Genomic DNA, 13,658 nt, shown 5'->3' on the forward strand with positions numbered 1-13,658 from the left:
GGGAGGATCACTCCCCCACCAGCTGGTTCCAGTGGCCGGTGACCGAGAAGATGCCGGTGCCCGGGACGGTGCCGCCCGGGACCCGTCCGTAGGACGTGACCGCGGTCTTCGAGCCGTTGAACTTGCTCATCGCGTACTGGTAGACCGAATCGGTTTCGTTGTCGAAACCGGTCACCAGCGTGCCGCCCTTGTCACCGCACTCCCTGGCGGCCAGCGACTCGTAGGCAGCGAAGCCGGCGCTCCGGACGAGCTTCAGGACCGGCTTGGTCGAGGCCGCGGCCGGGATCCGGACCGTCCACAGCGCACCGGCCTTGGTGGTCATCAGCAGCGTGTCGTACGTCGGGGTCTCGGAGATCACGGTCATCGCCTTGAAGCCCTTGAAGCCCGGGAAGTGACCGAGGGCCCGGAAGGTGGCACCCGACGCCGCGTAGCGGTACAGGCTGCCGTTGGTGCTCAGCCCGTACAGGTACGAGCGGTTCGGCGCGGTGATGGCGTAGTTCGACGTCACGAGCTGGGTGAAGCTGGTCCAGCCGGAGCCGATCCGCGCGTACGTCGGCCGCGCGTAGTCGGTGTCGAAGTAGGTGACACCGCGGTACAGCGTGCCGTTCTGCACGAACAGGCTGTGGTAGTAGAAGTGCGCGTCGGTCTGCACGCCGTACCACGTCGTGTTGAGACGGGTGCCGACGAACCGGAACTCGTCGAAGAACTCACCGCGCGGCGGCCTGCCCGGCGTGACCAGGACGTCGTTGATCCCCGGCGTCGGGGTGTTGAAGCCCACGTCCTGCACGCATCCGGCGGAGGCGAGCTTGGCGTTCGGCGTGGTCTTCGGGTTGCCCTTGGCCGGGTCGGCGATCGCGGACGTCGGGGTGGACCGGACGGCGGCGGCGGCAGGGCCGGCGGCGGCCGTGGCGGCGAGCATGCCGACCCCGGCCAGGGCGAGCGCGAAGCGCTGCAGTTTCATACTGGGAGTCCCCCTCAGGACATGAACAACCTCGATGAGCCTCGAGATCGTGCGCGAGCATAACGCGCGCGGGGGACAGACACGCCGCGATTGCACGTTGTTGCAACAATTCCAGGCTAGACCGCCTCGACGACCGTTACCTTCATGCGGTTGGAGAGCGTGAAGCCCAGCGAGTTGTACAGGCGGATGGCGGTGCTGTTGGCGCCGCCGGTGTGCAGGAACGGGATCTGGCCGGTCGCCGTGATGTCCGCGGCGACCGCGCGGATCAGGCGGCTGGCCAGGCCCTGGCCCTGGTACGCCGGATGGGTGCAGACCGCGCTGATCTCGGTGTGGCCAGGCAGCGCGAAACGGGTGCCGGCCATCGCGATCAGCTCGCCGTCACGGCGGACGCCGAGGTACGTGCCGAGCTCGATGGTGCGGCTGCGGAACGGACCCGGGTCGGTGAGCGCCACCAGGGCGAGCATCTCGGGGACGTCGTCCGGCCCGAGGACGACCGCCCCCGGGTCCGCGGCCGGCAGCGACTCCGGCGCGACGAACTGGACCAAGTCGATCTCGGCCTCGATCTTGAAGCTGTCCGGCACCGGCAGCGCCGGACGCATCAGCGCCGCGGTCTTGCCGGGGCCGACGAGGACCGCCGCGTCGGCCCAGTCCTGCTCGGTCGGTTCGCCGGGCAGGGCGAGGAACGGCGCCACGGCCGTCGGGTAGCGCCGGGCGTTGCCGCGGATCTCCGCGAAGGAAGCGTGCGGGCCGCTCAGCGCGCCGTACACGGGGTTGCGCAGGTTCATCAGAAACCCAGTTTGCGCAGGTGCTTCGCGTCTGTCTGCCAGTTCTTCGCGATCTTGACGTGCAGGTCGAGGTACACCGGCGTCCCGAGCAGGGCCTCGATCTGCCGCCGGGCCGCCGCACCGACCTCGCGCAGCCGGGCGCCCTTGTGGCCGATCACGATGCCCTTCTGGCTCTCCCGCTCGAGGAAGATGTTCGCGTACACGTCGAGCAGCGGCTTGTCCTCGGGGCGGTCCTCGCGCAGGTTCATCTCGTCGATCGTCACCGCGATCGAGTGCGGCAGCTCGTCCCGGACACCTTCCAGCGCCGCCTCGCGGATCAGCTCCGCGACCAGCGTCTCCTCGGGCTCGTCGGTGATGTCGCCGTCCGGGTACAGCGCGAAGCCGTCCGGCAGCAGCTTCACGAGCTCGTCGGCGACCAGGTCGACCTGGTACCCCGAGGTCGCGGACACCGGGACGATCGACGCCCACTCGATGCCGACGGACTCGCCGAGCGCCTGGATGTCGGCCAGGTGCGCGACCATCCGGTCAGGCTCGACCAGGTCGGCCTTGGTGGCGAGCGCGACCTTCGGCGTCTTCGCGACCTTCGCCGCCTCGCCGACCAGGAAGCGGTCGCCGGGGCCGATCTTGTCGCTGGCCGGCAGGCAGACCGCGATCACGTCGACCTCGGCCCAGGTGGTCTTGACCAGGTCGTTCAGCCGCTCCCCGAGCAGGGTGCGCGGCTTGTGCAGCCCGGGCGTGTCGACCAGGATCAGCTGCGCGTCCGGCCGGTGCACGATCCCGCGGACCGCGTGCCGCGTGGTCTGCGGCTTCGACGAGGTGATCACGATCTTCTTCCCCACCAGCGCGTTGGTGAGGGTGGACTTGCCCGCGTTCGGCCGGCCGACGAAACAGGCGAAGCCCGCCTTGAAGTTCTCAGGTGTGGACGACATCGCGGACCTCTCCAGTGCCGAGGGCAAGGACTACGGGAATGTTGGCGCCGGCGAAGTGCCGTACGACGTTGACGTCCGCGGACTCGGACTCGGTCACGACTGCGGCGGCTTCCAGACCCTTCACCCCGGACGCGAGCGCCATCGCCACCGCCAGCTGCAGCGCGGTCAGCTCGACGGTGTCGAGCGCGACCGTGCAGGCGGCGTAGGTCCGCCCGTCGGAGTCGCGGACAGCGGCTCCTTCCGCGGCCCGGGTCCGGGCGCGCGCGGCGCGGGCGAGCGTGACGAGTTTGGCGTCTTCCGCCGAGAGGTCCGACAAGGTGATTGCTCCTAGGCGATCAGGCGTGCTGGTGGTTCTGGTCCTGGGACTCCGGCGCGGATTCCTCGCGCCGTACCAGAACCGTACCTACCTGGTTGCGGCGGCCCGACGGCCGCTCCGCGGTCAGCGACAGGCCCTCGATCGTCACCTCGGCGCCCGGGATCGGCACCTTGCCGAGCAGCTTGGCCATCAGGCCACCCACGGTGTCGACGTCGTCGTCGTCCAGCGGGACGCCGAACAGCTCGCCCAGCTCGTCGATCGGCAGCCGGCTCGACACCCGGTAGGCGCCGTCGGACAGGTGCTGCACCGAGTCCGGGTCCTCGTCGTACTCGTCGGTGATTTCGCCGACGATCTCCTCCAGGATGTCCTCGATCGCGACCAGCCCCGCCGTCCCGCCGTACTCGTCGACGACGATCGCCAGATGCATCCGAGCCGCCTGCATCTCGCGGAGCAGCTCGTCGACGGGCTTGGAGTCCGGGACGTACATGCACGGCCGCATCACCGACTCGACCCGCTCGGTCGACTCGGCCTGGGCGTTGTCGTACACCCGGCGCATCACGTCCTTGAGGTAGACGACGCCGACGATGTCGTCGAGCGACTCGCCGATCACCGGGATCCGCGAGAACCCCGAGCGCAGCGCCAGCGACGTGAGCTGGCGGAGCTTCTTGTGCCGCTCGATGTAGACCATGTCGGTCCGCGGCACCATCACCTCGCGGACGATGGTGTCGCCGAGCTCGAACACCGAGTGGATCATCTGCCGCTCGCCGGACTCGATCACCGCGGACTTCTCCGCGTAGTCGACCAGCGCCCGCAGCTCGGCCTCGGTCGCGAACGGGCCCTCGGCGAACCCCTTGCCCGGGGTCAGCGCGTTGCCGAGCATGATCAGCACCTTGGGCAGCGGACCGAGGATCCGGGTCACCGCCATCACCGGGCCGGCCGACAGGATCGCGAACCGGTCCGAGTGCTGCCGGCCGAGCGTCCGCGGGGCGACCCCGATGATCACGTAGGAGACCAGGACCATCACCAGGGCGGTGATCAGGATGTGTTCCCAGGTCACCTCGAGGACCCCGGACAGCGCCTGGGTGACGAGCACGATCGCGGTGATCTCGCAGCTCAGCCGGAGCAGCAGCAGCGAGTTCAGGTACCGCGGCGCGTCGGACAGCAGGTCGCGCAGCTTGACCGCGCGCAGGTTGCCCTGCTCGACCTGCTCGTTCGCCCGCACCTTCGAGTACGACGACAGTGCCGCCTCCGCACCGGCGAACAGCCCGGCGAGCAGCACCAGCACCGCAGCCACAACCAGCAGGACCAGGTCGTGGGAAGTCATCGTGGTATCACGCCTCTAGCCGGTTGCCAGGTGCGCGCCATGCTTCCAGCAAGCGGCCCTGGACGTCCCACATCTCCGCTTTCTCGGCGGGTTCGGCGTGGTCGTAGCCGAGCAGGTGCAGGATGCCGTGCACCGTCAGCAGCTCGAGCTCGGCCCAGGTGCCGTGGCCGGCCTTCGCGCCCTGCGCGGCGGCGACCGTCGGGCAGAGCGCGATGTCGCCGAGGTGGCCGAGCGGCAGGTCGTCGTCCGACTCGCCGTCGGACCCCGGCCGCAGCTCGTCCATCGGCCACGACATCACGTCGGTCGGACCCGGCAGGTCCAGGAACTCGACGTGATACCGCGCCATGGTGTCCTCGTCGACCAGCTTGATCGACAGCTCACACTCCGGGTGCAGCCGCAGCGACGACATCACGAACCGGCTGAGCCGCATCAGTCCGTGCGCGTCGATCTCCACGCCGGACTCGTTGTTGACCTCGACGTTCATCGGTGGGAATCAGCACTGCCTTCGTAGGTTTCGTACGCCGACACGATCCGGCCGACCAGCTTGTGCCGGACCACGTCGTGTGATGTCAACCGGCAGAATGCCAGATCCTGCACGCCGTCGAGAATTTCCTGCACCACCTTGAGGCCGGAATTCGTGCCGTTCGGCAGGTCGACCTGGGTGACGTCGCCGGTGACGACCATCTTCGAGCCGAACCCGAGCCGGGTGAGGAACATCTTCATCTGCTCCGGCGAGGTGTTCTGCGCCTCGTCCAGGATGATGTAGGCGTCGTTCAGCGTCCGGCCGCGCATGTAGGCCAGCGGCGCGATCTCGATCGTGCCGGCGGTCATCAGCCGCGGGATGGACTCCGGGTCGAGCATGTCGTGCAGCGCGTCGTACAGCGGCCGCAGGTACGGGTCGATCTTCTCCGACAGGGTGCCGGGCAGGAACCCGAGCCGCTCACCGGCCTCGACGGCCGGCCGGGTCAGGATGATCCGGTTGACCTCCTTGGCCTGCAGCGCCTGGACCGCCTTGGCGACCGCCAGGTAGGTCTTGCCGGTGCCGGCCGGGCCGATGCCGAAGACGATCGTGTTCTTGTCGATGGCGTCGACGTAGCGCTTCTGGTTCAGCGTCTTCGGCCGGATGGTGCGGCCGCGGCTGGACAGGATGTTCTGGGTCAGGACCTCGCGCGGGGACTCCGCGGTGGCCTGCTTGATCATCGCGATGCTGCGCTCGACCGAGTCCGCGGTCAGCCCGTGGCCGGTGCGGACCACCGCGACCAGCTCGTCGAGGAGGCGCTCGGTGAGGGCGAGCTCGGCCGGCTCACCGACGAGCGTGATCTCGTTGCCGCGGACCATGATGTCGGCGGCGAACTCCTTCTCGACGATGCGGAGGAACTCGTCCCGGGCTCCGAGCAGGGCCACCATGTCGATGCTGTTCGGCACGACGATCTTGTGCGACGCCTGCGTGCTGGCGGCGGCGCCGGCCACCGGGCCGTTCGCGCGCGCCTCCGGTTCGATACTGCGTGGCCTGGACAGGCTCTTCCTCCTGAGATCAGTGGTGTTGACCCTGTCCATGCTAGCCGCCCCGTCCGACACCCTCACTCGAAATTCCTCCGGACACGCCTGGCCTCGCTGCCGGCGCCCCGGTGGTGGGCGTGATCCGGGCCGGGTCGGCGGTCGCCGCGAGGACCGCGCTCAGCCGGTCCAGCTCGCTGCGCCCCGGCGCGGAGCCCGGCTCGGCGGAGGCGCGCTCGAGCCCGATCCGGCGGTCGCGCTCGGCCGCCCATTCGCCGGTCGGGTGCAGGTTGACGGTCACGCCGGACGCCGCCGGGCGCAGCATCGGGGCGAGGTCGGTGCGCCGGGCCCGGTCGGCCGCGCCGGGCTCCTGGTTCCGGTGCAGCTCGTAGCTGCGCAGCATCCGGTACGTCGCCTCGATCGCGGCCCGGGTGGACCCGGACGCGGCCGGCGGCTTGTCGAACTCGTCGGCGTGCGTGTTCTTCCCGTCCGCGATTCCTACCGCATGCATCGGCGTGAACACGTGCAGCGACTGCACCGGCGCGGCCGGATCACCGTCGTACACCGAGTCCTCTCGCCACGCGTGCGCGCCGGAGTAGCTGTCCTGCAGGGCATGCGCGGCCGCGCCGAGATGCGTGAACTCGGCGTCCGACGCACCGTGCGCCGCGGCAAGTTGCTCGTGGACGTACTCGACGTTCGTGCCGAGGTTGTCCCAGCCCTTGCGGTACGGGTCCGCCATGAAGTGTTCGCGTTGCGCGTTCGGGTTCGCGTACGCCGAGTGCGTGGTCGGCCCGGGTCCTGCGTACGGATAGGACAGTCCCATCCCCTTGAAGTTCTCGATCAGGCCCGCACCGACCGGGCGGTCCTGGTGTGCCTGGGCCTTGTCGAGCGCGGCGGCGTACTCGTCCCGCCGGAGCCCGTGGAGGGTCCCGTCCGGGGCGGACAGGTGCTGGTACAGCCGGGCCACCGCGGCGTACGTGATGTCGTGATGACCCGACCACGAACCGTCGCCGCGCTGCTTCATCCCCTCAGAATTCCACGTTTTCGGGCCACGGCTGTTGTCAACCTGGGACAGGGTCTTTGCGTCGTCTTTTCGTGGCACAACCGGCCGTGGTGTACGAAGAGTGCGTGACACATGAGTCCTCGTGGGATGCCGACGAGGCGCTGACGGCTGTCTACACCGCGCACTACACCTCGCTGGTCCGCCTCGGGGCCCTGCTGCTGCGCGACACCGGGGCGGCGGAGGAGATCGTGCAGGACGCGTTCGTCGCGATGCACGGCCGCTGGAATCGGCTGCGCGACCCGCACAAGGCCCTCGCGTACCTGCGGGCCGCGGTGGTGAACCGCTGCCGCTCCCGCCAGCGCCACCTGGTGGTGGTGGACAAACACACCCCGAAGTCACTGCCCGACGAGCCCAGCGCCGAACAGGCCGTCCTGCGGACCGCGGAGACGGACCGGGTGATCGAGGCGATGCGGACCCTCCCGGAGAAGCAGCGCACCGTGATGGTCCTGCGGTACTACGGTGACCTGTCGGAGGCCGAGATCGCGGACACGATGGGCATCAGCCGGGGATCCGTGAAGAGCCACGCCGCGCGCGCGAGCAAGTCGCTGCGCCAGCTCCTGGAGCAGACCGTATGAACGAGAAACAGAACGACCCGTTCGACGAGCTGATGCGGCGCGCTCTCCACGAGGAGGCGGACCGGATCGAGCCGTCCGACGCGCTGCCGGAGATCCGCGCCCGCGCGCACGCCCAGCGCCCGGCCGCGCGGCGCCCCTGGCTGATGACCGCCGGTCTGGCCGCGGTCGGCACCGCGGCCGCGACCGGCGCCTTCACCATGCTGAACGGCGCCGACGACACCGCCAACGACGGCGACGAGGTAGCAGGCCCCGGTACGACGGTCACCGCGACCGGCGCACCGCAGAGCCAGGCGCCGTCGGTCCTGCCCGCCTCCCCCGAACCGTCCGCGGCGCCCACCCGGCCACCGAGCACGTCCCCCTCCACCATGACCGCCGGCCCGACCGACCGCGGCGTCACGGAACCGCCCGTCAAGAGTGCTGTGGTGCCGGTCTACTGGCTCGGTCAGCAGGTCGGCGCGCGGGAGAAGTCGGCCGTCCGGCTGTACCGCACCTGGGCCAAGGTCAGCGGCCGCCCGGCCGAGCAGGCGGTCCGCATCATGACCTCCAAGCAGCCGAACGACCCGGACTACTACTCGGTCTGGCGCGGCGCGGCGCTGAACACCGTCACCCGCTCGGACGGCGTCGTCACGGTCGACTTCAAGGAGCTCCCGAAGGCGACGCTGGACAGCAAGCTCGCCAGGCTTGCTACTCAGCAGCTCGTCTACACGGTCCAAGGCGCGCTGCAGGACAACCAGACGCCGGTCCAGGTCACCCAGGCCGGCCGCTCGGTGCAGAAGCTGTTCGGCCAGGTCGACACCAGTGCACCGCTGGGACGCGCCCAGGCAGCGGAGGTCCAGGCGCTCGTCTGGATCGACTCTCCGACCGAGGACGAGACCGTCGAGCCCAAGCTGACGGTCCAAGGCGTGGCAGCCGCCTACGAGGCGACGGTCAACTACCAGGTGACGAACCTGAAGACCCGGGAGACGAAGAAGAGCTTCGCCAACACCAAGGAGGGCCAGAAGTTCTCGCCGTACTCCTTCCAGCTCACGCTCAGCCCTGGCCCGTGGCAGCTCAGCGTGTACCTCGTGTCGCCGGAGGACGGCCGCGTCACCGACACCGACACCAAGTCGATCCTGGTCAAGTAGCCGGCAGCACGATCGTGAAGGCGGCGCCGCCTTCCGGTGCCGGTCCGGCGGTCAACGTGCCGCCGAGGCGGGTGACGAGGCCGTGCGCGAGCGCGAGACCGATCCCGGACCCGACCGGGCGACTGCCGCGGTACTTCCGGTTGAGTACGCCGGGCCGGAACGCGACCGCGTAGTCCTCGGATGCCAGCCCCGGACCGCCGTCGCGAACCTGGATCGCGACGGCGGCGCCCCGCTGCCCGCTCAACGACATCGTCAGCTGCGCACCGGCCGGCGTGACGCGGAGGGCGTTCTCCGCGAGACCGTCGAGCACCTGGCGGATGCGCCGTGGATCGGTGGTCGCGACCGCAGGCTCCGGCGGAAGTTCCAGGCGGAACTGCACGCCCTGGCCGGCGCAGCGGACACGCCATACCTCGGCGCAGGCGGTGAGCGTCTCCCGCAGATCGACCCGGGTGAGATCCAGCTGGAACTGGTCGGCCCCGATCCGCGCGAGATCGAGGAGGTCGCTGACCAGCCGTTCGAGTCGTAGCGACTCGCGCTGAATCACTCGCCCGGCATGCCGCGGGTCAGGTGCGACGCCGTCCGCGAGCGACTCCGCGAATCCGTGGACGGCGGTGAGCGGCGTCCGGAGCTCATGGGAGACCGACAGCAGGAACTCACGCTGCCGGGCCTCGCTGTGCCGCAGCGCCACCGACAACTCGTTGACCGCGTGCGCGACCTCGGCCACCTCGGTCGGTCCCTCCACCGGGGCGTGCAGGTCGCGTCGCCCCTGGCGCATCGCGGCCGCGACGTTCGCCGTACGACGTAATGGGCGCCCCAGCAGCCGCCCGACGACGGCGCCCGCAACCGCGGCGACCAACAGACCGGCGCCGAGCGCGACGAGGATGTTGCGCAACAGGATGCGCCGCGTGTCGCCCGAGAGCCGGACCGGCTCGACCAGAGCAAAGCCGGAGTTGTCAGCGAGACCACGGGCCTCCACCAGGTAGTCCGTACGACCGACACGGACCTTGGTGGAGATCTGCTGCGCTTCGCCGATCGCGTCGAGCCCGGCGGCACTCGCTGCTTGCGTGGACTGTGGATCGGTGGACTGCAGCCCGCGCCGAGGCAACAGCAGCACGACGACGATGCCCTGCCCGCGGACTACCTGAGCTACCCGTCCGAGGCCGGCCGCGCGCGGACCGAGGCCGCGCTGGTCCACCTGGCCGGCGATCACGTCGGCCTGGGCTGCCAGCGACTGCTGCAGGACGTTCTGCGCCGACTGCCGCGCCAGCCCGGCCATCACCAGGCCGGCGACCAGGACGGCGACCCCCGCAACCGCTACGCAGGTCAGCAGGATCCGGTTGGTCAACGAGCCGCGGCCGACCGGGACCGCCGCCCGCTCGTCGGCGGCGAGCACCTGCGCCATCAGTCGAGGTCGGCGGCGTAGCCGACGCCCCGGACGGTGCGGATCGGGCTGGCGGGACCGAGCTTGGCGCGGAGCTGGGCGATGTGGACGTCGACGGTCCGCGTGCCGGCGGCGGACTGGTATCCCCACACCGAGCTCAAGAGCTCGTCCCGCTCGAACACCCTGCCCGGCCGCCGGAACAACTGCGCGAGCAGGTCGAACTCGGTGGACGTCAGATTCACCTCGGCGTCCCCAGCCCAGGTCCGTCGCCTGGTCACGTCCACGCGTACCGCGCCGACAGCCAGCACCTCGGCGGCGGTCACCGTGCTGGACGCCCGCCGCAGAACGGTCCGGACCCGCGCGGCCAGCTCCCGTGGGCTGAACGGCTTGGTGATGTAGTCGTCCGCTCCGAGCTCCAACCCGAGCAGCCGGTCCACCTCGTCGTCCCGTGCCGTGACGAACAGCACCGGCGTCCAGTCCCCCGCCGCCCGCATCGTCCGGCAGATCTCCGCGCCGTCCTTCCCGGGGAGTCCGATGTCGAGGATCACCGCGACCGGACGCGTCCGTCGCCACGCGGCGAGCGCGGCTTCGCCGTCCGACTCGATCCGGACGCCGAAGCCGTCGCGGCGCAGGTACAGCGCGATCACCTCGGCGATCGCCGCCTCGTCCTCGACCACCAGGACCAGCCCGCGACCGGCAGCGGTCATCTTCTGCTCCTGGGGATTCGCGGTCAGGGTGTGTCGTCCCCGGCCAGCTCGCGATCGATCGCGTCAAGGGTAGACCCGATCCCGTCCAGCTCCTGCTCCGGCGACCCCACCTGTTGGGTCGCCGGAGCCTGGCCGGACCCCTGCTCTCCCGGCCGGTCGGCGGAGCCGCACGCGGACAGCCCGAGGACGATGCCCGCCGTACCGATCAGCACGACCAGCGCCTTGCGTGTCACTTGGCCACCTGGCAGTGCTCGGTCTTGAAGGTCTCCAGCTTCGTCTTGACGGTGCCGAGCTGCGTCAGCCGCTCGGTCCGGCGTTGCGCCCGCTGCTCCAGCCGGGCGGCGGCCTTGTCGTGTCCCTTCGCCTTCTGCGCGGCGGCCCGCGCCTTGAGCCACGCCACCGAGCCCTTCACGTCGGCGCCGCCGTTGATCCGGGCCGTCAGCTTGTCCCGGCGGGCGATCAGCTTGGGCAGGAGTTCGGCGCACAACTTCTGCGACTCCTCCGGGCTCAGCGTCACCGGCTTGTACGACGGGGCGGGGGTCGGCGTGGGAGTCGGGTCGGCGGACGCGACCGACGTACCTCCCACGAGACCACCGACCAGGACGACAGCCGACGTACCGGCCGCGAGTGCGCCGCGTACAGACCTGTGCATGATGTGTGCTCCTCGTGCTCGTTCGTTGCGATGGAACGAGACTCCCCGACGGGAATTCGAGGACGATCGGCGCTGTGTTCGGGGTTTGTAAGGGTTGCTCAGTCCGCGCGGTCGATGGTGGCGGCGAGCAGGCCGGGGAAGGCGGAGTCGAACTCGGGCCGGCGCAGACGGTTGAGGCGGCGGGCGCCTTCGTCGCGCTGCTCGATCAGCCCGGCGGACCGCAGGACGGCGAAATGGTGGCTGGCGGTCGCCTTCTTCACCGGCAGGTCGAACGTGCCGCACGCGCGCGTCCACTCGTCGTGCACGGCCAGGTCCCGCAGGATCGACCGCCGCACCGGATCCGCGAGCGCGTCAAGTGCGACCTGCAGCGGCACCTCGGCCGGGTCGGCATGGGTGAGTGTGCGGGCGCGGGCTGACTCGACGGGCATGGTCCGATCCTTGTGTTCGGTTGCTGTCTAACAGCGTACGCCGCGGATCGTCACAGCCAACGTGAGCGCGCCAGCAACGCGGCGGCGGCCGCGACGCCGGCCGTCGAAGTCCGCAGGACGGTGTCGCCGAGGCGGACCGGCTGGACGTCGAAGGCCTTGAGCTCCGCCCGGGCGATGCCGCCCTCGGGGCCGATCACCATGACCACGTCACCGGTCGCGGGCGGCTCGAGTGACGCCAGCGGGACAGTGGCTTCTTCGTGCAGTACGACGGGAAGCGCGGCGCCGGCCAGCAACGCGGCGACCTCGGCCGTGGTGGCGAGCGGAGCGACCTCGGCGAACCAGGCCCGCCGCGACTGCTTGCTCGCCTCGAACGCCCAGGCGCGCCACTTCACGAGCAGCTTCTCGACCCGCTCAGGGTTGGCCCGGAACTGACTGCGCTCAGCGTTCCACGGCACGATCACGTCGACGCCGACCTCGGTCAGCATCTCCACGGCCAGCTCGGCTCGCTCGCCCTTGGGCACCGCCTGCACCACGACCACCCGCGGCGCCGCGGCGGGCATGCTCCCGCGCTCGTCGACGGCCACCGTCACGCCGGTCTTGCTCGCCGTGACGACAGGCCCCTCGGCCCAGGCGCCGCGCCCGTCCGTCAGGCGAACGCGCTCCCCCGGCCCGATCCGCCGTACGACGGCCGCATGCCGACCCTCGGCCCCGTCGAGGGTCAGCTCGGCACCGGACAGGTCTTCCAGGTGGAAGACCGCGACACCCATCTAGTGGGCGCCGAAGGCGTCGCGGAGGCGGCCGAAGACGCCCTTGTGGGTGGCCTGGACATGGCCTTGCGGGCGCTCCTCGTCGCGGAGGCCGGCCAACTGCTTCAGCAGGTCGGCCTGGGCGTCGTCGAGCTTGGTCGGGGTCTCGACGATCACCTGGACGATCAGGTCGCCGCGACCGGCGTGCCGCAGCCGGGGTACGCCGCGGGCGGACAGCGTCATCGCCGTGCCGGACTGCGTGCCGGGCCGGATCTCCAGCGGGGTCGTCTCGCCCTCGAGCGTCGGCAGGTCGATCGTCGTCCCGAGCGCGGCCGCGGTCATCGGCAGCGTCACGGTGCAGTGCAGGTCGTCGCCGTTGCGGGTGAAGATGTCGTGCGGCTCGACCTCGATCTCGACGTACAGGTCACCGGCCGGGCCGCCGCCCGGGCCGACCTCGCCCTGACCGGACAGCTGCACGCGCGTCCCGGTGTCGACGCCGCCCGGGATCTTCACCGTGACGGTCCGCCGGGACCGCACGCGGCCGTCGCCGGAGCACTCGACGCACGGGTTCGGGATCGTGGTGCCGTAGCCGCGGCAGTTCGGGCACGGGCGCATGGTGCGCACCTCGCCGAGGAACGACCGCTGCGTGTGCGTCACCTCGCCGCGACCGTGGCAGATCTCGCAGGTGACCGGCTCGGACCCGGCCGCCGCGCCGGACCCGCTACAGGTCGGGCACAGCACGGCGGTGTCGACCTTGAGCTCCCGGGTCGTCCCGAACGCGGCCTCGGCCAGGTCGATCCGCAGCGGGATCAGCGCGTCCTGACCGCGCCGGGTCCGCGGCCGCGGCCCGCGGGTCGCCCCGCCGGTCTGGCCGAAGAACGCGTCCATGATGTCGGTGAACGTGAACGCCTGGCCGAAGCCGGCGCCGCCCGGCCCGCCGCCCGCGGCCGCGAACGGGTCGCCGCCGAGGTCGTGCATCTGCCGCTTCTGCGGGTCACTGAGCACCTGGAACGCGCGCCCGATCTCCTGGAACTTCTGGTGCGCGTCCTCGGAGTCGTTCACGTCCGGGTGGTACTGACGTGCCAGCTTGCGGTACGCCTTCTTGATCTCGTCCGGTGACGCGTCACGGCTGACACCTAGGACGGCGTAGTAATCGGTGCTCATACTCCA

At 70.6% G+C, this 13,658-nt stretch carries 17 protein-coding genes; 2 read left to right on the top strand and 15 right to left on the bottom strand.

From position 1 onward, the window contains the following. Nucleotides 1-7 precede the first annotated feature (7 nt). The 8 genes from AB0L64_RS26570 to AB0L64_RS26605 form a co-directional block, all read right to left on the bottom strand. A complete protein-coding gene (locus AB0L64_RS26570) occupies nt 8-961 on the bottom strand; it encodes a hypothetical protein (protein ID WP_363714231.1) in 954 nt (317 codons plus the stop codon). A gap of 116 nt (nt 962-1,077) precedes the next feature. Next, nucleotides 1,078-1,746: a GNAT family N-acetyltransferase gene (locus tag AB0L64_RS26575; protein WP_363714232.1), complete on the bottom strand. Its 669-nt coding sequence runs from the start codon at nt 1,744-1,746 to the stop codon at nt 1,078-1,080. Beyond that, on the bottom strand, nt 1,746-2,675 hold the full coding sequence (gene era, locus AB0L64_RS26580; protein WP_363714234.1) for a GTPase Era: 930 nt from the start codon (nt 2,673-2,675) through the stop codon (nt 1,746-1,748). The genes AB0L64_RS26575 and era overlap by 1 nt, the downstream gene beginning before the upstream one ends. Beyond that, nucleotides 2,659-2,991, bottom strand: coding sequence for a cytidine deaminase (locus AB0L64_RS26585; RefSeq protein ID WP_355688989.1), 333 nt, complete (start codon nt 2,989-2,991; stop codon nt 2,659-2,661). Before AB0L64_RS26585 ends, era begins: the two co-directional genes overlap by 17 nt. 19 nt (nt 2,992-3,010) lie before the next feature. Beyond that, nucleotides 3,011-4,315 (bottom strand): hemolysin family protein, encoded by a 1,305-nt coding sequence (locus AB0L64_RS26590; protein ID WP_363714236.1) that lies wholly within the window; start codon nt 4,313-4,315, stop codon nt 3,011-3,013. Nucleotides 4,316-4,322: 7 nt separating this feature from the next. Continuing rightward, nucleotides 4,323-4,799 carry an rRNA maturation RNase YbeY gene (gene ybeY / locus AB0L64_RS26595; RefSeq protein WP_355485772.1) on the bottom strand — a complete coding sequence of 159 codons (477 nt, stop codon included), beginning with the start codon at nt 4,797-4,799 and terminating at the stop codon, nt 4,323-4,325. Beyond that, the gene (locus AB0L64_RS26600) at nt 4,796-5,722 is read right to left on the bottom strand and encodes a PhoH family protein (protein WP_363714536.1); all 927 of its coding nucleotides are present in this window, start codon (nt 5,720-5,722) and stop codon (nt 4,796-4,798) included. Before AB0L64_RS26600 ends, ybeY begins: the two co-directional genes overlap by 4 nt. Before the next feature lie 151 nt (nt 5,723-5,873). After that, nucleotides 5,874-6,836 (bottom strand): hypothetical protein, encoded by a 963-nt coding sequence (locus tag AB0L64_RS26605; RefSeq protein WP_363714238.1) that lies wholly within the window; start codon nt 6,834-6,836, stop codon nt 5,874-5,876. Between the two features lie 104 nt (nt 6,837-6,940). Between AB0L64_RS26605 and AB0L64_RS26610 the strand changes: the two genes are divergently transcribed. Together AB0L64_RS26610 and AB0L64_RS26615 are read left to right on the top strand one after the other, a co-directional pair. Next, on the top strand, nt 6,941-7,450 hold the full coding sequence (locus AB0L64_RS26610; RefSeq protein ID WP_363714240.1) for a SigE family RNA polymerase sigma factor: 510 nt from the start codon (nt 6,941-6,943) through the stop codon (nt 7,448-7,450). Then, a complete protein-coding gene (locus AB0L64_RS26615; protein WP_363714242.1) occupies nt 7,447-8,574 on the top strand; it encodes a Gmad2 immunoglobulin-like domain-containing protein in 1,128 nt (375 codons plus the stop codon). The genes AB0L64_RS26610 and AB0L64_RS26615 overlap by 4 nt, the downstream gene beginning before the upstream one ends. Here the strand turns inward: AB0L64_RS26615 and AB0L64_RS26620 are convergent. From AB0L64_RS26620 to dnaJ, 7 genes are all read right to left on the bottom strand, one after another. Then, the gene (locus AB0L64_RS26620) at nt 8,567-9,976 is read right to left on the bottom strand and encodes a HAMP domain-containing sensor histidine kinase (RefSeq protein WP_363714244.1); all 1,410 of its coding nucleotides are present in this window, start codon (nt 9,974-9,976) and stop codon (nt 8,567-8,569) included. The genes AB0L64_RS26615 and AB0L64_RS26620 overlap by 8 nt on opposite strands. Continuing rightward, the gene (locus AB0L64_RS26625) at nt 9,976-10,662 is read right to left on the bottom strand and encodes a response regulator (RefSeq protein WP_363714246.1); all 687 of its coding nucleotides are present in this window, start codon (nt 10,660-10,662) and stop codon (nt 9,976-9,978) included. Before AB0L64_RS26625 ends, AB0L64_RS26620 begins: the two co-directional genes overlap by 1 nt. 23 nt (nt 10,663-10,685) lie before the next feature. Beyond that, nucleotides 10,686-10,895, bottom strand: a complete 210-nt coding sequence (locus AB0L64_RS26630) for a hypothetical protein (protein ID WP_363714247.1) — start codon at nt 10,893-10,895, stop codon at nt 10,686-10,688. Then, on the bottom strand, nt 10,892-11,314 hold the full coding sequence (locus tag AB0L64_RS26635) for a hypothetical protein (protein WP_363714249.1): 423 nt from the start codon (nt 11,312-11,314) through the stop codon (nt 10,892-10,894). Before AB0L64_RS26635 ends, AB0L64_RS26630 begins: the two co-directional genes overlap by 4 nt. Before the next feature lie 98 nt (nt 11,315-11,412). Beyond that, entirely contained in the window at nt 11,413-11,742 is a 330-nt protein-coding gene (locus AB0L64_RS26640) for a helix-turn-helix domain-containing protein (protein ID WP_363714251.1), read from the bottom strand. A gap of 50 nt (nt 11,743-11,792) precedes the next feature. Next, a complete protein-coding gene (locus AB0L64_RS26645; protein ID WP_363714253.1) occupies nt 11,793-12,509 on the bottom strand; it encodes a 16S rRNA (uracil(1498)-N(3))-methyltransferase in 717 nt (238 codons plus the stop codon). Beyond that, nucleotides 12,510-13,652 (bottom strand): molecular chaperone DnaJ, encoded by a 1,143-nt coding sequence (dnaJ, locus tag AB0L64_RS26650; protein ID WP_363714254.1) that lies wholly within the window; start codon nt 13,650-13,652, stop codon nt 12,510-12,512. Nucleotides 13,653-13,658 lie beyond the last annotated feature (6 nt).

It is taken from the genome of Kribbella sp. NPDC051936, assembly GCF_040680955.1.
In the GTDB taxonomy this organism is placed as follows: Bacteria; Actinomycetota; Actinomycetes; order Propionibacteriales; family Kribbellaceae; genus Kribbella.